This window comes from Cryomorpha ignava, assembly GCF_010686655.1.
GTDB lineage: Bacteria > Bacteroidota > Bacteroidia > Flavobacteriales_D > Cryomorphaceae > Cryomorpha > Cryomorpha ignava.
Window position 1 is genome coordinate 1 of sequence record NZ_JAAGVY010000059.1, and the last position, 19835, is coordinate 19835.

At 39.2% G+C, this 19835-nt stretch carries 20 protein-coding genes; 10 read left to right on the plus strand and 10 right to left on the minus strand.

The features are described from left to right. Positions 1-86: 86 nt before the first annotated feature. Positions 87-1430: an ATP-binding protein gene (locus tag G3O08_RS18705; protein ID WP_163286977.1), complete on the minus strand. Its 1344-nt coding sequence runs from the start codon at positions 1428-1430 to the stop codon at positions 87-89. 549 nt (positions 1431-1979) lie between these two features. Further along, a complete protein-coding gene (locus G3O08_RS18710) occupies positions 1980-3311 on the minus strand; it encodes a serine hydrolase domain-containing protein (RefSeq protein ID WP_163286978.1) in 1332 nt (443 codons plus the stop codon). Positions 3312-3464: 153 nt separating this feature from the next. Here G3O08_RS18710 and G3O08_RS18715 point away from each other — a divergent pair, with 153 nt between their 5' ends. After that, positions 3465-4259 (plus strand): tryptophan-rich sensory protein, encoded by a 795-nt coding sequence (locus G3O08_RS18715; RefSeq protein ID WP_163286979.1) that lies wholly within the window; start codon positions 3465-3467, stop codon positions 4257-4259. 79 nt (positions 4260-4338) lie between these two features. On the opposite strand, the gene G3O08_RS18720 is transcribed toward G3O08_RS18715, so the two are convergent. After that, the gene (locus G3O08_RS18720; protein ID WP_163286980.1) at positions 4339-5562 is read right to left on the minus strand and encodes a 3-deoxy-D-manno-octulosonic acid transferase; all 1224 of its coding nucleotides are present in this window, start codon (positions 5560-5562) and stop codon (positions 4339-4341) included. Then, positions 5563-6318 (minus strand): hypothetical protein, encoded by a 756-nt coding sequence (locus G3O08_RS18725; RefSeq protein ID WP_163286981.1) that lies wholly within the window; start codon positions 6316-6318, stop codon positions 5563-5565. 87 nt (positions 6319-6405) lie between these two features. Here G3O08_RS18725 and G3O08_RS18730 point away from each other — a divergent pair, with 87 nt between their 5' ends. From G3O08_RS18730 to G3O08_RS18755, 6 genes are read left to right on the plus strand one after another with little or no spacing between them, the layout of a single operon-like run. Beyond that, on the plus strand, positions 6406-7548 hold the full coding sequence (locus G3O08_RS18730; RefSeq protein ID WP_163286982.1) for a DegT/DnrJ/EryC1/StrS family aminotransferase: 1143 nt from the start codon (positions 6406-6408) through the stop codon (positions 7546-7548). Beyond that, positions 7545-8858 (plus strand): UDP-glucose dehydrogenase family protein, encoded by a 1314-nt coding sequence (locus G3O08_RS18735; protein WP_163286983.1) that lies wholly within the window; start codon positions 7545-7547, stop codon positions 8856-8858. The genes G3O08_RS18730 and G3O08_RS18735 overlap by 4 nt, the downstream gene beginning before the upstream one ends. 4 nt (positions 8859-8862) lie before the next feature. Further along, positions 8863-9852, plus strand: a complete 990-nt coding sequence (locus G3O08_RS18740; protein WP_163286996.1) for a UDP-glucuronic acid decarboxylase family protein — start codon at positions 8863-8865, stop codon at positions 9850-9852. Position 9853: 1 nt separating this feature from the next. Next, positions 9854-10423 carry an acyltransferase gene (locus G3O08_RS18745; protein ID WP_163286984.1) on the plus strand — a complete coding sequence of 190 codons (570 nt, stop codon included), beginning with the start codon at positions 9854-9856 and terminating at the stop codon, positions 10421-10423. Continuing rightward, complete coding sequence (locus tag G3O08_RS18750; RefSeq protein WP_163286985.1) at positions 10420-11448, plus strand: Gfo/Idh/MocA family protein; 1029 nt, start codon at positions 10420-10422, stop codon at positions 11446-11448. Before G3O08_RS18745 ends, G3O08_RS18750 begins: the two co-directional genes overlap by 4 nt. Before the next feature lie 2 nt (positions 11449-11450). After that, on the plus strand, positions 11451-12740 hold the full coding sequence (locus tag G3O08_RS18755) for a nucleotide sugar dehydrogenase (RefSeq protein WP_163286986.1): 1290 nt from the start codon (positions 11451-11453) through the stop codon (positions 12738-12740). A gap of 197 nt (positions 12741-12937) precedes the next feature. On the opposite strand, the gene fabD is transcribed toward G3O08_RS18755, so the two are convergent. From fabD to G3O08_RS18775, 4 genes are all read right to left on the minus strand, one after another. Continuing rightward, positions 12938-13819, minus strand: a complete 882-nt coding sequence (gene fabD, locus G3O08_RS18760) for an ACP S-malonyltransferase (RefSeq protein ID WP_163286987.1) — start codon at positions 13817-13819, stop codon at positions 12938-12940. A gap of 81 nt (positions 13820-13900) precedes the next feature. Further along, positions 13901-14641 carry a Bax inhibitor-1/YccA family protein gene (locus G3O08_RS18765; RefSeq protein ID WP_163286988.1) on the minus strand — a complete coding sequence of 247 codons (741 nt, stop codon included), beginning with the start codon at positions 14639-14641 and terminating at the stop codon, positions 13901-13903. Positions 14642-14643: 2 nt separating this feature from the next. Beyond that, positions 14644-15216, minus strand: coding sequence for a GTP cyclohydrolase I FolE (gene folE / locus G3O08_RS18770; RefSeq protein ID WP_394352330.1), 573 nt, complete (start codon positions 15214-15216; stop codon positions 14644-14646). Positions 15217-15247: 31 nt separating this feature from the next. Beyond that, positions 15248-15667, minus strand: coding sequence for a 6-pyruvoyl trahydropterin synthase family protein (locus G3O08_RS18775; protein ID WP_163286990.1), 420 nt, complete (start codon positions 15665-15667; stop codon positions 15248-15250). Positions 15668-15822: 155 nt separating this feature from the next. Here G3O08_RS18775 and rfaD point away from each other — a divergent pair, with 155 nt between their 5' ends. The 3 genes from rfaD (at position 15823) to G3O08_RS18790 (ending at position 17587) form a co-directional block, all read left to right on the plus strand. Further along, a complete protein-coding gene (rfaD, locus tag G3O08_RS18780; RefSeq protein ID WP_163286991.1) occupies positions 15823-16788 on the plus strand; it encodes an ADP-glyceromanno-heptose 6-epimerase in 966 nt (321 codons plus the stop codon). A gap of 109 nt (positions 16789-16897) precedes the next feature. After that, positions 16898-17152, plus strand: a complete 255-nt coding sequence (locus G3O08_RS18785) for a DUF6364 family protein (RefSeq protein WP_163286992.1) — start codon at positions 16898-16900, stop codon at positions 17150-17152. A 9-nt stretch (positions 17153-17161) separates the two neighbouring features. After that, a complete protein-coding gene (locus tag G3O08_RS18790; protein WP_163286993.1) occupies positions 17162-17587 on the plus strand; it encodes a type II toxin-antitoxin system VapC family toxin in 426 nt (141 codons plus the stop codon). Between the two features lie 109 nt (positions 17588-17696). Here G3O08_RS18790 and G3O08_RS18795 read toward each other — a convergent pair whose 3' ends face one another. Beyond that, positions 17697-19205, minus strand: a complete 1509-nt coding sequence (locus G3O08_RS18795; RefSeq protein WP_204336943.1) for a T9SS type A sorting domain-containing protein — start codon at positions 19203-19205, stop codon at positions 17697-17699. A gap of 4 nt (positions 19206-19209) precedes the next feature. Next, a partial coding sequence (locus tag G3O08_RS18800) for a T9SS type A sorting domain-containing protein (protein WP_163286995.1) occupies positions 19210-19835 on the minus strand: 626 nt, incomplete at its 5' end.

Here is a 19835-nt window from a genome sequence, read left to right on the forward strand (position 1 = left end):
TTGTTTTTGTTAAGTGTTTATTTTTCAACGATCTAAATATACAAAAACACTGTATTTTACCTTTCTATTTTTAGAACTATTTTTCGTTAGTTATTGACAGTCAAGTTGTTAATAATCGAACTCAGGTCAATAAGTTTATTCTTGAGACTTAAATAATATGATTTATCAATTGTAAACCGCGCATTATGGAATTTTATCTCGCATAGATTTATAATATTATCATCTCTGTTGATGAGTAAATCGATTTGGGCATTTTCATTAAACCAGCTGCTATTTGTAGAATAGATGGCATCAATCCGAAGTGTTTTTTTGATTTGATGAATATGCTTTAAGCAGATACTTTCAAAAGTAAAACCCGACCAGGAATTATACGACTTGCTTTTATGCAGCCTTTGCCAGATTCCGGGCTCCGAGTTTTTATTTCCTTCAATAAATTTCAAATAAAATTTGGAATATTCGTCAGATAACCTATATAAACTAAGCTGCTTTTTGTTCTGATAGTATGGATATTCACTCACAAATCCGGATTCTATCAATTCTTCCAGCTTAAGTGAAAAGTCTCCCCCGCTGGGAATTCCGCTTTTTATAATGAGCTCATTACGCGTTACCCCTTTATTACATTTTGCCAAGGTTCTTATGATTGTAAGGTGCTTTTGCGAATCTTCAAACGGGGAAACAAAGAGTTGATTAAATTCATCGTTAAGTACACCATCTTTATCAAAGCAGAGCGCATCAATATTCTGGGCCACACTTAATCCTTTTTGGACTTTATCTAAGTAATGTGGCACACCACCCATCGACATATAAAGTTGGATAATATCGTATTGCGAATATTTTATTCCTCTGTTTTTGAGAAATAAATCGGTTTCGTGAAGGCTAAAAGGCATTAATCGAATTCTTCGGGTAACTCTATTGTGAAGACCTCCTTTATTTTTAATTATTTTCCGAACCATGTAAGACGCCGCAGAACCGCAGATTACCACAATCAAATCATCTCTTTTAGTGCAGTATGTATTCCAGAAATTCTCGAATGCCATTAAGAATTTAGATCGTGCTGTGGCAAACCAGGGAAACTCATCAATAAAAACAACTTTCTTTTTTCTGGACTTGAGCCTCTCCAGCTGTTTTTCGAGTAATAAAAAGGCATCAAGCCAGTTTGACGGGACGGTAGATGTGATTTTGCTGTTTCTTTTTACAAGTTCTCTGTGAAAATTACCCAGTTGATCATGCATATCCCCATTATACAGCCCTGTTAACTCAACCACTATTTCCTTGCTAAAATGTTTTCTGATTAAAAACGTTTTTCCAATTCTTCTTCTTCCATAGACCGCGATTAACTCTGAATGGTCGTTTTTCAGTGCTTCATCAAGTATTTTGATCTCCGGTTTTCTGCCAATTAGGTTTGCCTTAGCAAAGTTATATAACGCCAATATTAAGAAAAAAATAGAGTTTTGGCGAATTATAGTTTTCCAAATGTATTAAAAGATTCTGATCTAAAGATAGTTAGCTTTTCGTAGTTGATCGGCACTATTTTGAAACAAGAAATAGTGTAATTATTTATTCATACAGTGATTACTTGAATATTAACGATTTTCTGTAATGTCATTAAAGACCTCATATCTTGCCAAAACTCTAAGAGTAGGTGAGTATTGGCGAATTATAATTCTTTGCACCTAATTTAAAGTTCTGATAGATAAATGTTAACGATTTATTTGCTTAAAAAATGATAACCATAACAGAGGGCACTAGTTTCTAACAAGTTAAAGGCTATATGATACCTTCCAGAGTTAGTTATTCAGGTTTAGAAAGTCAATTTTAGTCCTCATATTTCGCCAAAACTCTGTAAATAGCAAAGTTTTGGCGGGATATAATTCATTTTTAATATTTTAAGTATCTGATAGTCATAAATGTAGAGATTGTCTTTTTAAATTATAATGCGAGATTTCAATCATTAATCTTAAAGGTAAAAGACAAAGAAATTATAAATCCTTCGCTGCAGCTTTGATCTCCTTCATCCACGCATCAAATGGAAAATCAGCTTGATCATACGTTACGCCTATTCTTACCACCACCAGATTATCTTCGGGGTGAATAGAAACCTGCTGACCCTGATACCCATTCATCCAATACGAATCTGGGCTGTAATTTTGAAACTTGCCGCCTTGATTTAGCCAAAACTGGTAACCATATGCTCCATCGCTTTCAGCAACAGCGATGACACTGGTCGCAACCCACGAGGTATCAATTATTTGGTTATCAAACCAATTGCCCATGTTAAGGTAAAGCAAACCCACTTTGGCCCAATCGCGTGCAGGTGCGTATCCATATGAGGATCCTACAAAATGATTTGTGGCATCGGTTTCAATAACAAAGTTTCTTGCACCAATCGGCCCAAAGAGCGCACTCTGCGGGAAACTCAAATACTCATCGGTATTGCTAAATGCCTGTCGCATGGTACCAGCTAAGATGTTTGATGTACCTGAAGAATATTCCCAGACTGAACCCGGTTTGCTTACCAGGGGTTGCGAAGCAGCATAGGCACCCATATTATCTTTGCTGTAGAGCATTTTTGTTGCCGTTGATACATTGGCATAATCTTCATCCCATTTTAATCCAACTGTTTGCTGAAGTACATTTTCTAAAGTGATTTGTCCACGTTCATCTTTCTGCCAACTGCTAACCGGCATCGGCGCAGAAGGATTCCAAAAACCCCGTTTTGCAAGTATTCCCGAAAGGGCAGAAGTTATGCTCTTTGTCATACTCCAGCCGAGAAGTTTTGATTCTTTGGAAAAGCCTTCTCCGTAGCGCTCTCCAACCAACTCTCCATCTTTAATTACTACCACTGCTCTAGTTCGGTAAATCGGATTCTCCTCACCTTCATCAAAAGCCATATTTATTGCATCCTGCATGGTTTTGCTCCCCGCTACGTTTTGTGTAGGCCAAATTTCGGGAGCATAGCTTTCACTGTCTATTTCGACACTTTTACTCAGAAAATCGTCGTCGTCTGTATTGTTTATCAATGTGCAGCCCAATCCTTTTCGGTAAACGGCCATTTTAGGATGCATCCCTAAAACATTTGATTTTACCGTTTTTCCTTCTTTATCAACCGCGTTGGATGAGAGCCAAAGCAGCGAAAAACCCAAATCTTCAGCTTCGGCTTTTTCTTGACTCATATCACTTACAAACACGCAAGAACATAAAATCTTTGCATTATAGCCCGATACAATTTCCAGTTTTGGATAAACGAAGAAATAGAGCGCTAACAGAATTAATAGTAGTAGGGAAACGACGATTATAATTGTCTTTTTCATTGAATGATTTTCTTATTTGAAAGAAAGAATTGGGGAATCTAATGCAATTTATCTATCTTAATCCAAATTATTCATTGATTTTTGTAAAATCTAAATTTAAAGTGATCACAATCGCTTGGGATAAGAAGCAAAAGCAATTTTAAAAAAGTAGTAATGAAAACGGCATACATATATACTATAGTACAGCGCTGGGCATTTATCGCAGCGGTTGTTTTGTTGATAGTAATGAATTTTTTATCAACTTCCATTCCATTTGGTGGCAATACGGTTGCAGAGGTAAGCGCAACATTTCACACCTTAATAACCCCTGCAAGTTACGCTTTTTCTATCTGGGGCCTGATTTATCTTACTCTCTTGGTGTTTGCAGTATTTCAGCTTAATAAGGGTAAAAATACTCGATTTTTCAGACTCGTTTTTCCTTATTTTTTGATCAATGTTTTATCTAATGTGCTATGGTTGATTGCTTTTCAGCACGAATTGCTCGGCTTATCCGTCTTTATTATGCTGATTACATTGGGATCTTTAATTGTGATTTTTAGCTATTTCTATCGTCTTCGAAATGCTCTTAGTACCACTCATCGCTATTTTTTTCAGGTTCCATTTAGTCTGTATTTCGGATGGATATCTATTGCGACCATTGTGAATATTTCGGCATTTTTATATTCACTTCAGTTGCCGGTGTTTAATAATTCACCGGAGCTTTTCTCTATTATTATGTTGATTTTAGGTGCTACCCTGGGTCTATATATTCTCTTCGCTAAGAAAGATTATATCTACACTTTTGTAATCGTTTGGGCTTATGTTGCAATATGGATTCAGCATGCTGATGTGCCGGCTATTATGAATACAGCCAAGTTTGCTGCAATAGCCTTGATCGCTGCCATTGCAATACAATTTATCGCTGATAGAATTAAGGTAGCCCAATATCGGAGTACTGCGTCCTCTTAGCAGCAGTGTATTAAAACTCTTATGTTGATTTTGTTAGGGTTAGAATCCAATAAAAGAATTCGGTTTGATGCAATTCAGACTAATTCAAAATTTTCTTAATTTCTTCAAGAATTATATCTGTAGCACCAGCATTTTCTTTTACAAATTGAGCTGCAATACTGCTCATTTTAGCTAATAGCTCTTTGCTTTCAAGCAGCTCGTTTAAGAAGTTTTCCAATTCCTTATAGTTTTTGATGCTTTTGCCCGCGCCAACATCAGAAAGTGCTATTGCCTCTCTGAAATTTTTGTATTCAGGACCAAAAATTACGGGCATTCCATATACAGCCGGCTCCAGGGTGTTGTGAATTCCAGAGCCAAAACCACCTCCTACATAAGCAATGGAGCCATATTTGTAAATGGCACTCAATAACCCAATGGAATCAATAATTACAGTGTTTCCGGTTCCTATTCTTTCTTTTTCAGACCACCTCACGGCTTCAGGAAATTTTTGAAGTATGGTTTTTATATGATCGCTGTACGTTTCATGAGGGGCAATAATAAAACGTACCTCCGGATGTTTTTGGGCATATTTTGCCAGCAGTTCCTCATCTGCCGGCCAAGTGCTACCTGCAACAATTGTGGGTTTGTTCCTGGTAAACTGTTCCAATTCCGGGAAGTCAGGAGTTTTTTTGGCTATTTCTATTACGCGGTCAAACCGGGTATCACCGGCTATGCGAGTGTTTACTACACCAATGCTATTTAGTAGATTAATACTTTCCACGTCTTGCGTGAATATCTCGTGCGTTTGCTTCAGCGATTTTCGAAACCATTTGCCGTAAGGCTTGAAGTAAATTTGATTTTCGCTGAAAATGGCTGAAATCATCAACAAGGGAATATTTCTTTTGGCGATAGCCGCAAAGAAATTGGGCCACACTTCATATTTTACAAAAATCGCCAGATCGGGCTTTACCTTATCCAAAAAGATACGAGCATTTTTTGGAGTGTCGAGCGGAAGATAAGCTATGTGATCTGCCTGATCGTAGTTTTTGCGAATCAAATATCCCGATGGACTAAAAAAAGTTAAAAGTATTGGTTTTGAGGGATAGGTTCTCTTTAGTTTTTCCAGTAACGAACGACCTTGTTCAAATTCGCCCAGAGAGGCGCAATGAAACCATATACAACCTTTAAGAGCTTGAGCACTGCTAAGCTCTTGTTTCCATTTTTTACGTCCGCTAACCCATTGTCCTGCTTTTGGATTGCCAAGGGCGGCCATCCTAATTCCAAGACCGTAAATCCGAATTCCAAGGGTGTAAAAAAAGCGCATTTAATTGATATAGAACTTATTTGCAGCCTGCTTATAAATCGGAATTACCCAACCTACTCTGAATCCGATAAGAATATCAAAATAGTTATTGTCGGTTTTTTGCATCAAATCAATATTGTACGAGCGATAATCTGTGGTAAAACCCTGATAGAAATCAAATCCCGCAAAGAAGTTGGCGTATCTATTGTTTCCAAAATGTTGAAAACCAACAAATTCGTAAAGAGCCAAGCCGGCAATTTTTCGGTCGTAGTTTTTTAAATAATCATCTTCCAGAGGCGCATAATCATCTTGTCTGGTTTCTATATAGGTACGGTGTTCAAAGTAATTCAGACCGAGTTTTACAACAATACCCGAATTTGGATTTCTACCCAGGCCACTAAAGATTTTACCCACATAAAAACCCGCTGCATATCCCCGCTCCAGAATCAATGCATTTATAAATTCTTCATTTATACCCACCACTTTTCCGTTTGAAAGACGCAATCCGTGAAACATTGTATTGGCATCCTTCACATTATTGCCAAATAAATAGTTGAAATCGGCACCTAGTAAAATGTTTTTTCCCGTTTTGTAGGCATACGAAAACCCAACTGATGCACTGGTGCCATACTTTTCTCCCATATCGCCAAAAGGCTGATGGAAACCGCCCTGGAACTGAAATAGCGACATGCGCAACGTTGTATCTGCCACGCTGCCCTGAGAAAAGAGTGCTGAGACCGAAAAAATTGAAATGGCAATGAGTATTTGCTTCTTCATGAATTGGAAATGTGGATAGTTAGGCGCAAAATCGTCTTCTAGTTTCTATAAATACGTATATTCGCAGTCGCTAAATTAAGCCTTTTCATGAAGAAAATTCAAATGGTCGATCTCGGTTCTCAATATGAGAAGATTCAGGATGAGATAGACACCGCTGTTTTAAACGTCATTCGCTCTTGCGCATACATTAACGGCCCCGAAGTTAAATCATTTCAATCTGAACTGGAATCTTATTTGGATGTAAAGCATGTAATTCCTTGTGCAAACGGTACAGATGCTTTGCAAATCGCTATGATGGCACTGGGTTTAAAGCCTGGTGATGAGGTAATTACTGCAGATTTTACGTATGTGGCTACAGCTGAGGTTATCGCCCTACTGCAACTCACTCCGGTATTGGTTGACGTTGATCCAGACACTTTTAATATAGATGTTGAAGCCATAAAAGCTGCCATTACTCCAAAAACCAAAGCCATTGTTCCGGTTCATCTTTTCGGCCAAGCGGCACCGATGGAGGAGATTATGGCCGTGGCCAAAGCACATAATTTATATGTAATTGAAGATGCTGCCCAAGCCATTGGAGCTGAATATACTTTTTCTGATGGCAGAAAGCAGCGGGTTGGAACAATAGGCGATATTGGTGCCACATCGTTTTTCCCAAGTAAAAATTTGGGTTGTTACGGTGATGGAGGCGCCATATTTACCAACAACGATACCTACGCCGCAAACCTTAGGGTAATAGCCAATCACGGACAAACCCGTCAATACTATCACGACGAAGTAGGCGTAAATTCCAGGCTTGATTCTATTCAGGCGGCAATTTTACGTATTAAGCTGCGCCATCTCGATGAGTATTCGCATCAAAGAAATATTGCAGCCGATTTTTACGATAAGGCTTTTAAGGATATACCTCAAATAAAAACCCCCGTTCGATTTAAGCAAAGCAATCATGTATTTCATCAATACACCATGATTCTTAATGGAGTAGATCGCGAAACACTACGCACTTATTTAATGGATCGCGATGTTCCGGCAATGATCTATTATCCTGTACCACTTCATTTGCAGAAAGCTTACAGAGACGAACGTTATAACGAAGGCGACTTTCCGGTAACTGAAAATCTATGCGAAAATGTGATTTCGCTGCCTATGCAAACTGAGTTGAGTACCGAACAGCTCACTCATATCACTGAATCTGTTAAATCATTTATAAAAAATAATTACCAATCATGAAGATTGCTGTAGTAGGAACGGGCTATGTAGGCCTCGTTACCGGAACTTGTTTTGCCGATACCGGCAACGATGTAATTTGTGTTGACATTGATGCAAAAAAGGTAGAACGCATGAAAAATGGCGAAGTACCTATTTATGAACCATATCTGGATACTGTATTTGAGAGAAATATCCGACAAGAGCGTCTCTCTTTTACCACAGATTTAAAAGCAGCGGTTGCCGATGCGGAAATTATCTTTTTGGCATTGCCAACTCCTCCGGGAGAAGACGGGTCTGCAGACTTATCTTACGTGCTTGGAGTAGCCGAAGAGTTGGGACATATTATTACTGATTATAAGGTTATTGTAGATAAAAGTACAGTGCCTGTGGGTACTGCCGAGCTTGTGCGCCAGGCTGTTGCCAAAAATGCGAAAGTGGATTTCGACATCGTTTCAAATCCCGAGTTTTTGCGCGAGGGTTTTGCAGTGGAAGATTTTATGAAGCCTGATCGTGTGGTAATAGGTACCAGCTCTGATCGTGCAGCTAAAGTGATGGAAGATCTTTACAAACCATTTGTGCGCCAGGGGAATCCATTGATTATAATGGATGAAAAATCGGCCGAGCTTACGAAATATGCTGCCAATGCGTTTCTCGCTACCAAAATTACCTTTATGAACGAGATTGCCAACTTTTGCGAGTTGGTAGGTGCTGATGTTGATATGGTTAGAGCGGGTATGGGCACAGATACACGTATTGGAAAGCGCTTTCTTTTTCCCGGAATTGGGTACGGTGGTAGTTGCTTTCCGAAAGATGTGCAGGCTCTGGCAAAAAGTGGAGCTGAAAACGGCTATCGTTTTGAAATATTAGAATCTGTGCTTGATGTAAATAACAGGCAAAAGCTTTCGCTGATCAGAAAGCTGAAAGAGTATTATAATGATGCCCTTTCGGGAAAAACTTTTGCACTCTGGGGTTTGGCGTTTAAGCCCGATACCGACGATATTAGAGAGGCGCCAGCACTCTATATGATTGAAGAATTGCTAAAAGCAGGAGCTAAAGTAAAGGCTTTTGATCCAGAAGCAATGGAAAATGTTAAAGGAATTTTTGGCGATAAAATAGAATATTGTGATAATCTTTACGACTCGACCAAAGATGCCGATGCCCTTTTAATCGCTACTGAATGGTCTGTTTTTCGAAATCCGAATTTCACTAAACTTGCTGGTAGTCTCAAGGAAAAAGTGATTTTTGATGGTCGGAACCTATTCGAAACAAAAAAATTAAAAGACCTCGGCTTCCACTACGAAAGTATAGGACGTGAGAAAGTAACAAAATAATATGATGGCTAAAAGGGTTCTCATTACTGGTGCAGCGGGGTTTTTAGGATCTCACCTATGCGATAGATTTATTGCTGAAGGCTACGACGTTCTCGCAATGGATAATTTAATAACAGGCGACTTGCGCAATATTGAGCACTTGTTTCCATTGAAGAATTTCACCTTCTACAACCACGATGTAAGCAATTATGTATATGTGCCTGGAGAGCTTGATTATATTTTACATTTTGCCTCACCTGCCAGCCCTATTGATTATCTTAAAATACCCATTCAAACATTAAAGGTAGGATCTTTGGGAACGCACAATTTGCTGGGCCTGGCGAAAGCCAAATCAGCCAGAATACTTGTAGCGAGCACCAGTGAAGTGTATGGCGATCCTGAAATGCATCCCCAAAAGGAATCATATTGGGGCCACGTAAATCCCATTGGTCCGCGCGGAGTTTACGATGAGGCTAAGCGGTTTCAGGAAGCTATAACAATGGCCTACCACCGTTTTCACGGACTTGAAACACGAATAGTACGTATTTTTAATACTTACGGCCCTCGTATGAGGCTAAACGACGGAAGAGTTTTGCCTGCGTTTATAGGTCAGGCATTGCGTGGAGAAGATTTTACAGTGTTTGGCGATGGCTCGCAAACAAGATCATTTTGTTATGTAGATGATTTAGTTGAGGGAATTTATCGTCTCTTGCTTTCAGATTATGCAGAACCTGTAAATATTGGGAATCCCGATGAAATTACCATCCGTGAATTTGCCGACGAAATAATTGAACTTACAGGAGCCAAAACGAAAGTAGATTATAAAGATTTGCCACACGATGATCCAAAAAAGCGTCGTCCGGATATTACGCTTGCGCGAAAGCTGCTTAATTGGGAGCCCAAAGTATCGAGAAATAAGGGTCTTAAAATAACACTCGATTATTTCAAATCGCTTGATAGGGAAGATTTGTACAAAAAGGATCACAAGCTTTTTGATAAATACATTAAACGGTAACATGCAGTATTTTGCCCACGAAACAGCCGTAATAGATGCCGGATGCACAATAGGTGCTGATACCAAAATATGGCATTTCTCGCATATTATGCCGGGTGCGGTAATTGGATCTAAATGTAATATTGGTCAGAACGTTGTCATTTCTCCCGAAGTAGTTTTGGGTAATAATGTCAAAGTTCAAAACAATGTAAGTATTTATACTGGAGTAACTTGCGGTGATGATGTTTTTCTGGGTCCCTCTATGGTTTTTACGAATATTATGAATCCCAGAAGTGCCATAGTAAGAAAAGATCAATACGCAAAAACCCATGTCGGCAAAGGGGCTTCTATTGGAGCTAATGCTACCATTGTATGTGGAAACGACATTGGTCAATATGCCTTTATCGGAGCCGGCTCGGTAGTTACAAAAACAGTGGCGCCATATGCACTTGTAATGGGAAATCCTGCAAAACAAACCGGGTGGATGAGCGAATACGGACACAAGCTCGATTTTGACGAACAGCATAAAGCTAAATGTCCTGAAAGTGCCGACTGGTATGAATTGAAGAATGAAAAAGTGACAAAATTATGAGCAATGAAAAGGTGAAATTTGCAATCGTTGGATGCGGCCATATCGGAAAGAGGCATGCCGAGATGATTGAGCGCAATGATGAAGCCGAACTGGTTGCGCTGGTAGATAGTGCATCGCCGGAAGGCTTGAATATTGATCATTTCAACGTGCCTTTTTTCAAAACCGTTCAAGAAATGCTCGAAGCAGTGTCCGGGGTTGATGTCGTAAATATCTGTACACCTAACGGACTGCATGCTAGTCAATCTCTTTTAGCGCTTAACGCGAAAAAGCACGTGGTTTGCGAAAAGCCGATGGGTCTCTCAAAAGCCAATTGCGAAGAAGTGATTTTTAAAGCGCTTCAGGTGAGCCGTCACGTTATTTGCGTTATGCAAAATCGCTATTCGCCACCATCTGTTTGGCTAAAAGAAATTATTGAGAATAAACGCCTTGGAGACATCTACATGGTAGATATTAATTGCTATTGGAACCGCGATGAGCGCTATTATAGCAAGAGCGACTGGAAAGGCTCGCAGAAGCTTGATGGCGGAACGCTGTTTACCCAGTTTTCGCATTTTATAGATATAATGTATTGGCTATTTGGTGATATTGAAAACATTGCAGGACGCTTTGCGGATTTTAATCACAATGAAATTACAGATTTTGAAGATAGCGGTATTGTGAGTTTTGATTTTGTAAACGGCGGTGTAGGTTCTTTAAATTATAGCACTTCCGTGTGGGATCAAAACCTGGAGAGCAGCATGACTATCATAGGATCAAAAGGAAGTGTAAAAGTGGGTGGCCAGTATATGAACAATGTGGAATACTGCCACGTAAAAGATTATGAAATGCCGGAACTGCCTGAGGCAAGCCCTGCAAACGATTACGGAACATATAAAGGAAGCGCTGCAAACCACCACTTCATAATTCAGAATGTGGTAGATACCTTAAAAAATAGAAACGTGGCTACTACAAATGCTCTAGAAGGACTGAAAGTAGTAGATATAATAGAGCGCATTTACAAAGTTAGAGACGCGAATAAAAATTGAAAATGTACAATTCACTAATAAATAAAGAAAATAAGCTTGCAGTTATAGGCCTGGGTTATGTAGGTCTTCCAATCGCATTGGAATTTGCGCGTAAGCTATCGGTAATCGGATTTGATATCAATCCGAAGAGGGTTGATCAGATGAATCGAAACATCGATCCGAGCAATGAGCTGGAAGCTAAAGATTTTGAGGGTTGCGATATAGTTTTTACGGCAGATCCGGAAGTTTTGCGCGAAGCTAATTTCTTCATTGTGGCTGTTCCTACGCCAATTGACAAAGGAAATAATCCTGACTTGAAGCCCATTTTGGCCGCTTCTGCTACAGTGGGAAAATTGCTTAAAAAAGGCGACTATGTTGTTTTTGAAAGCACTGTTTATCCCGGTTGTACCGAAGAGGACTGCGTGCCGGTACTTGAACAACATTCAGGATTGAAATTTCGTGAAGACTTTAAAGTTGGCTATAGTCCTGAACGAATTAATCCGGGAGATAAGGTTCATACCCTGCAAACCATCGTGAAGGTGAGCGCGGGTTGCGATGAAGAAAGTGCCGAAGTAGTTGCGAAAGTTTACGAGTTGGTAGTTGATGCCGGAGTGCACAGAGCTAGCTCCATTCGTGTGGCCGAGGCGGCAAAGATTATTGAGAATACCCAGCGCGATGTAAATATTGCTCTTATAAACGAGCTTTCAATTATATTTAACCGTATGGGAATCAACACGTACGAAGTGCTTGAGGCAGCCGGAACGAAATGGAATTTTCTCAATTTTAAACCGGGACTCGTAGGAGGTCACTGCATTGGTGTAGATCCTTACTATCTTACTCACAAAGCCGAAAAACTTGGCTATCACGCCCAGATAATAAACAGCGGTAGGTTTGTTAACGACTCAATGGGTGGCTACGTAGGCAAGCAAACGGTTAAGAAGATTATTGCTACAGGCAAGAATATTCAAGAAGCTAAAGTGCTTGTAATGGGAGCTACGTTTAAAGAAAATGTTAGCGATATTCGAAATTCTAAAGTTGTAGATACCGTGCGAGAGATACAATCATTTGGAGTGCATGTAGATGTAGTCGACCCGCATGCTTCTGCTGAGGAAATAAAACTCGAATACGGCTACGATTTAAATGAGAAACCCAATCCGAAATACGACGCAATAATCGTTTCGGTAAATCATAAAGAGTACTCTAACTTATCGCAAGATTATTTCGATTCTATGCTTACGGAAAAAGGTTTGCTGGTTGATTTGAAAGGAATTTACAAAGATAAAATCAAGAATTTTGGATACTGGAGTCTATAGATTCTAAAGGAACGAAAAAAGGGCAAATCAAAAGATTTGCCCTTTTTTATATCCATTATTCTCGTAATTGTCCGTCGGTAGAAACCCTTCGTATTATTTGAAATGCTGCCACGGTATCACAAAACTATAAAGGCCTCTACCCGAAAGTAGCATCATTAAGCAACTTGCAGCCTGAAGCTAGCGGCTTAAAGCTTCTATTATACTTCGGCGGAAGCCGTTTCAAAACTACGATCTACTTTTTTGAATAAGCCCTGAAGAACTTTTCCGGGGCCGACTTCTATTACTTCCGTTGCTCCATCGGCAATCATGGCCTGCATGGTTTGGGTCCACTTTACCGGTGAGGTTAGTTGCGCAACAAGATTCCTTTTAATTTCTTCAGGATCTGTAACGGCTCTTGCAGTTACATTTTGATAAATAGGGCAAACGGGCACTGTAATCATTGTGTTTTCAATAGCTTTAGCTAAGTCGGCACGAGCAGGCTCCATAAGCGGAGAATGAAATGCTCCACCAACAGGCAAAATCATAGCACGTCTTGCCCCCGCTTCGGTGAGTTTCTCGCATGCTTTTTCAACTGCTTTTAGCTCCCCGCTTATTACCAATTGCCCGGGGCAGTTGTAATTAGCAGGCACAACAATTCCGTCTAATTCCATGCAGATTTTCTCAACAATTTCATCATCCAGACCAAGAATGGCAGCCATGGTGCCCTCGGTTATTTCGCAGGCATTTTGCATAGCATTGGCACGTTTTGATACGAGTCTTAATCCTTCTTCAAAGCTTATGGCTCCGGTAGCAACCAATGCCGAAAACTCGCCTAGACTATGTCCGGCAACCATTTTAGGCACAAATTTGTTTCCAAGAACTTTAGCCATTATCACTGAATGTAGGAAAATAGCGGGTTGGGTTACGCGTGTTTCCTTCAAATCTTCAGGAGTACCATTAAACATTATTTCGGTAATGTTAAAACCCAGTATTGAATCTGCCTCATCAAAGAGTTTTTTCGCTTCAGTATAATTTTCATACAAGTTTTTACCCATTTCCGGGTACTGAGATCCCTGACCGGGAAAAACGTAAGCTTTCATATTTTTAATTTTAGTATCACAATTATACGGAATCAAAAATATTCCGAAAAAAAAATCCGACCGAAGTCGGATTTAAATTTTTTAGTTTCTGTTGCCTAAAAAGCGCAGCAGGAATAAGAACAGATTCACAAAATCGAGGTAAAGGTTTAATGCACCCATCAGCGCAAGCTTTGTTCCTTCTTCGGTTTTTGAATCGGTAACCATTCCTATATGCTTGATTTTCTGCATGTCGTAAGCTGTTAAGCCAGTAAAAATCAAGACACCTATTCCGCTAATGACGTAATCCATAACCGCGCTATTCATAAACCAATTTACCACCATGGCGAGAATAAGTCCGATAAGTGCCATGTAAAGAATCGATCCCATTTTAGTGAGGTCGGTACTGGTAGTATACCCCAGAAAAGCCATAAGTCCAAAAGTACCCGCTGTGATAAAGAAGGTCGTGTAAATCGTGGCTGAAGTGTAAGCCAGGAATATAAAACTAAGGCTCATTCCCATAAGCACGGCGTAAATTACAAATACGGTGAGCATGGCTGTACTTGAGAGTTTTTTGAAACCAAAACCCATAAGTAAAACCAATCCGAATGGTGCCAGCATCACAATCCAGCCGATCATATTTAAAGATCCATCAAGGTTGCGTAACATTTCCATGAGCGATTCATTGGTTCCAAACCAATAAGCCATTACGCCCGAAATAGCAAGTGCTGATGCCATGTAGGTCATAACATTGCTCACAAAAGATTTGACAAGCGTGCCGCTATCTGCCAAATTTGCAGTGGCATCTTGCGTATGCCAACCCACTGTATATTTATCGTTTTCCATTTTTAGTCTAATTTAGTTGATATAAGGCTTATAAATTCAGATCGTGTTTCTTCTTTTAAAAATTCTCCGTAAAAAGCGGAAGTTGTAGTCTTAGAATTTTGTTTTTGAACCCCGCGCATTTGCATGCAAAGGTGTCGTGCTTCTATTACAACTGCTACTCCAAGGGGTTGAATCGTCTCTTGAATACAATCTCTAATTTGATTTGTTAATCGTTCTTGCACCTGCAATCTTCGTGCAAAAGCATCTACCACACGTGGAATTTTACTTAAACCGACAATTCGTCCGCTTGGGATATAGGCGATGTGCGCTTTTCCGAAAAATGGCAGCATGTGATGTTCGCAAAGACTGTACAATTCAATGTCTTTCACAACTACCATCTGACTGTAATCTTCCTCAAATATGGCAGATTTCAAAATCGCTACAGGATCCTGGTCATAGCCATTTAGCATGAATTGCATTGCTTTTGCAACGCGCTTCGGCGTGTCTTTAAGGCCCTGACGGTGAACATCTTCTCCTAGAAGTGTGATAGCCTCAGAGTATAAAGACTCTAGTTTTTGATTTGCATCATTCGATATGTCGAACTTGTTTTCTTCCAATTAAAATGATTTAGTCGCCGAAATATTCAGCGGAATTATTTTCAGTTTCATGCAGGCGTACGCTGTGGAGCGTGCAACCGTGCGCTTCAATCTTTTCTGTTATTTCATTCCATATGCCAACTGCCAAATTTTCAGTGCTCGGCATAACCCCCTTCATAAAAGGAACGTCTAAATTTAGATTTTTATGATCGAGTTTTTCTAAAATGTTTTCCTTGATAATAGAACTCAAAAGTTTCAAGTCTATTATGCAGCCGGTATCTGGATTTGGGATACCCTTTACGGTCACAAAAAGATTGTAATTATGCCCATGCCAGTTGGTATTGGAGCATTTGCCAAAAATGGCAAAATTCTTTTCTTCCGACCAGTTTTCGTTCCACAATTTGTGGGCAGAATTAAAGTGTTCTTTTCTTGTAATATGTACTACGGCCATATGCCAAATTTAATGGCTGCAAATATACAAACCTGAATTCGATTATTCTTCAGTATTCAGACCTTGTATAAATTATTCGTTTCAATCTTATTTCTGAAGAATAAGACTGTACAAACCTAATGAAATCAATATCTTTGGCCTAAAATAAGCGATAAATGATTGTAGTAACCGGAGCCGCAGGCTTTATTGGAAGTTGCCTTGTTAGTGGCCTAAATGCCAAAGGGTATGAAGATTTAATTCTTGTTGACGATTTTTCTAGAACCGAAAAAGCACCTAACCTGGAAGGGAAAGTGTTTTCCCAAAAAGTAGATCGTGAAGAATTTGCCGAATGGCTCGATACAAATCACAAAATGGTTTACTTCATTTTTCACATTGGCGCACGCACCGATACCACCGAATTTGATACAGCTATTTTTGATAAGCTGAATTTAAACTACACCAAGAAAATGTGGCAGCAATGTGCCGAATACGCTATTCCATTAGTGTATGCCAGTTCTGGTGCCACTTACGGACTGGGAGAGCACGGATATTCTGACAGCCATGAACTTGTAGAAAAGCTAAAACCATTAAATCCTTACGGAGATTCTAAAAATGATTTTGATAAATGGGCTTTGAAGCAGGAAGATGCTCCTTATTTCTGGGCAGGCCTGAAGTTTTTCAATGTTTATGGTCCCAATGAATACCACAAAGGAAGAATGGCATCGGTTATTTTTCACGCCTACAATCAAATTCAGGAAAAAGGGTTTGTGAAATTATTCCGATCGCACAACCCTGAATATAAAGACGGTGAGCAACTGCGCGATTTTATCTATGTGCAAGATGTTGTAAGCGTATGTCTTTACCTGATGAAAAATAAAAATCAATCGGGCTTATTTAATCTTGGAACCGGAAAGGCGCGTGCTTTTTTGGATTTGGCGAAAGCCACTTTTCACGCCTTGAACTTAGAGCCAAAAATTGAGTTTATTGATACTCCCGAAGATATTCGGGACAAATACCAATATTACACTCAGGCCGAAATGGGTAAACTGATTTCTAACGGTTACGATAAGCCTTTTACAAGCCTTGAAGAGGGCGTTAAAGATTATGTTCAGAATTATTTGGTTGGGAAGCGTTATTATTGAATCAACTCACAATCAATTATTTGGTAGCTCATCGCTTTGAATTTGCGGCTTTAAAGTTGCAAATATGAATTTTACACGTATATTTGGTATAACTCAAAACACGTGTGATATGTCAACAAAATTAACTTTAACAATTGATGGAAAAGTTATCCGAGGGGCAAAGGAATATGCTAAATCTCAGGGCAGAAGCTTGTCGAAACTTATAGAGGAATACTTAAAGTCGGTTTCGAGCTCAGACTTGAAAGAATCTGATCTTAATCTAAGTCCCATAACCAAATCCTTGTTTGGTGCTGTAAAAATTAGAGATAAAGATTTTGATGAAAAAAGACTTCTTGAGGATGAGATTCTAAGAAAACATCTTTAAACTATAGGAATGATGACAAGGGTTTTTTTAGATACGAATGTTGTTCTGGATTTCATTTTAAAAAGAAGTGGTTTTGCCGAAGATGCAGCAATCATTTTTGACTTAAGTGAAAGGAATAAATTACAAATTGAGATTTCCTCACTTTCAGTGAATAATATAGATTATGTTTTGTCCAAGCTTGAATCGAGAGAAAAAGCCCGCCAGATCATAATTAAACTGCTCACTTTGGTTGAAATTTCTTCGGTTGGGAAATCTACGATTAAGAAGGCTGCTATGTCGGACTTCAAAGATTATGAAGATGCTATTCAAAATTTTTCAGCTGAAGAGGCTGGTATTAGGTTTATTATTACCCGTAATTTAAAAGATTTCTCAAAGAGTTCTCTTGTAGTTCAGAGCCCAAAGGAATTTTTATCCGGATTTTCTTTGCAGAAATAGTATTGAAGTCCGATTGAGGATAACTAAAGCGATCCCTTCAACTCAAGTAAAAAAAGACTTATGGCCTTCCAGTTTGATTATATATCTCTTCATAGTTTTTATTTCTCCTTCACTCCACAACAAGCTTTTGTGTAAATACACCCTTACCCGTCTTTGCGGTAACAATATATATACCTGACGACAAGCCATTTATTGACACTTTATCGTCTTGGTGAAAATTCTGTATTTGCTTTACAACCTTACCTTGTACTGTAATAATTTCTAGCAGACTTATTTCTTGGTTAAGCTGTGGCAGCTTAATTTTAATAAAATTATCCGCGGGGTTTGGATAAACCTCAAGTTTACCACGCCCTTCTTTCTCATCTATACCAACAAAACCGGAAGGCTGCAACCGCACCAGGCAGCTATAGGGCTCGCCGCCAAAGGACGAAAACTGACCGCCAACTAAGAGTTTGCCATCCGGTAGTTTGAGAATTTTGCGAATAGAGGTACCAACTATTGGACCTACTGATGGCACCCACCAATCATCCCACACTGCTTCGTCGGCGCCCAAACCTCCAAATGCATTTGGAATAATCTCTCCATTGTCTTGAGTTTTTATTAAACGGTTATGTGGCTCACCGTTTACCTCAATAAAATTTCCACTAAGTATAAATGTGCCATCATCATCTTCCAAAATATTAGTGGGAGATGTATTAAAAGAATAAAAAGGTTCATCGCCAGCATAGGTAGTAAACACATTTACCTGATACGATTCATCAATACTGCCATCTGGCAATAGTCTAACCAATAAGCTTGGATAATTTGGCTGATTGACAATATTTACTGGAGTTGATTTTAAAACCCATATTCTATCTTGACTATCCACCAAAAGCACAATAACTTGATAGCCTTCTAAACTAAAAGGACTTGTAAACTCCGTATTTACTGAAAAATCTGCATTGAGCTTGGCAATTTTGTGAGATTGATGGCCTTCAACTTCAGAAAAATGACCTGCAATGATGTACTCACCGGTACTTAGACTATCAAGAGTAAAAATTGCCGCATCAACGGGTTGGTTGCAACGCAGCATTGGAAAATCCGGAACGGGTGCACCGGTAGAATCAACCATACATAGCTGACGAAGTGCCAGATGACTTTGTGAAGTGCCAAGCAATGTTGAATCTGTAAAAAAGCGACCGGCTGCCAGAATGTTTTCATCTGGGGTTACCATGGCATCATAGACATAATCACTTAAAGGACCGCTGTAAGAGTTTTTTGCAAACTCAAAACGAAACGGAGTCTGAATTCCATTAAAATCAAGCATTCTTAGCTGAAGATTATATTGTAGCAGAAAATTTTGATACTCTATTATGTGAGACCCACCCACCATGTTTGGTTCAATTAATTGACCTGTATTTGTTATCAAAGATCCAACTTCAATAGGCGAATCATAACCCAAAAACCATCCCATAACCATATAGTCATTCTGCGAGGTTACCATCAAATCATAAACCTTCCCTCTATTAAAAAGTATGCCTGAATTAAAGGTTGGATCAATGGTATAATCAATCACTTGCGCAGGCAGTGTGCCTGCGCAAGTGATTATTGTTATAAACATTAAAATTAACTTCCTCATAATCTTAATGAGATGTGATAAATTTACCTTCGCTTACCTTTTTGCCATTTTGAAGCAATTGAAAGAAGTAAATACCATTTGGCAATTTACGCGTATCAATCAGCTCTTGCCCCTCATAAACTTTGCCTAATTGGCGCGAAAGTAATTGTCTTCCAAGATTATCATATACAATAAGCGCAGATTCTTCTTGTGCTTGCAAGAAATTAAAGCTTATAGTAATGTATGGATCAGCCGGGTTAGGGAATGCTGATGAAGTATTTAACCCGGCAATCAGCTCATCGTAAGTAGCTTTCGGTTTGCGCGGAGCTGTATTGCTTTTAGGAATACCATTAGTGTCATAACAAATATTGTAATGAAAACACAAGGCGTTTTGAGCTTTTATAGCCGCTCTTCCGGCAGTCGCATCTTCTGCAATATTTTGTAAGTCACTGATTTCTGCTGAATTTAAATTGTCAATACTGCGACCATCATCACTTACAGATTTTATAAAGCCATATAATGTCTTTAATTCGTTCATCTCGTCAGACTGCTCGGTGCTAAGTTTATAAGATAATTGCATGCTGTCTAGCAAGGTCATGGCATCATTATACATGCCTCGGTCTGTCATTGCAGCAGCGGGGCTGTAGTTTC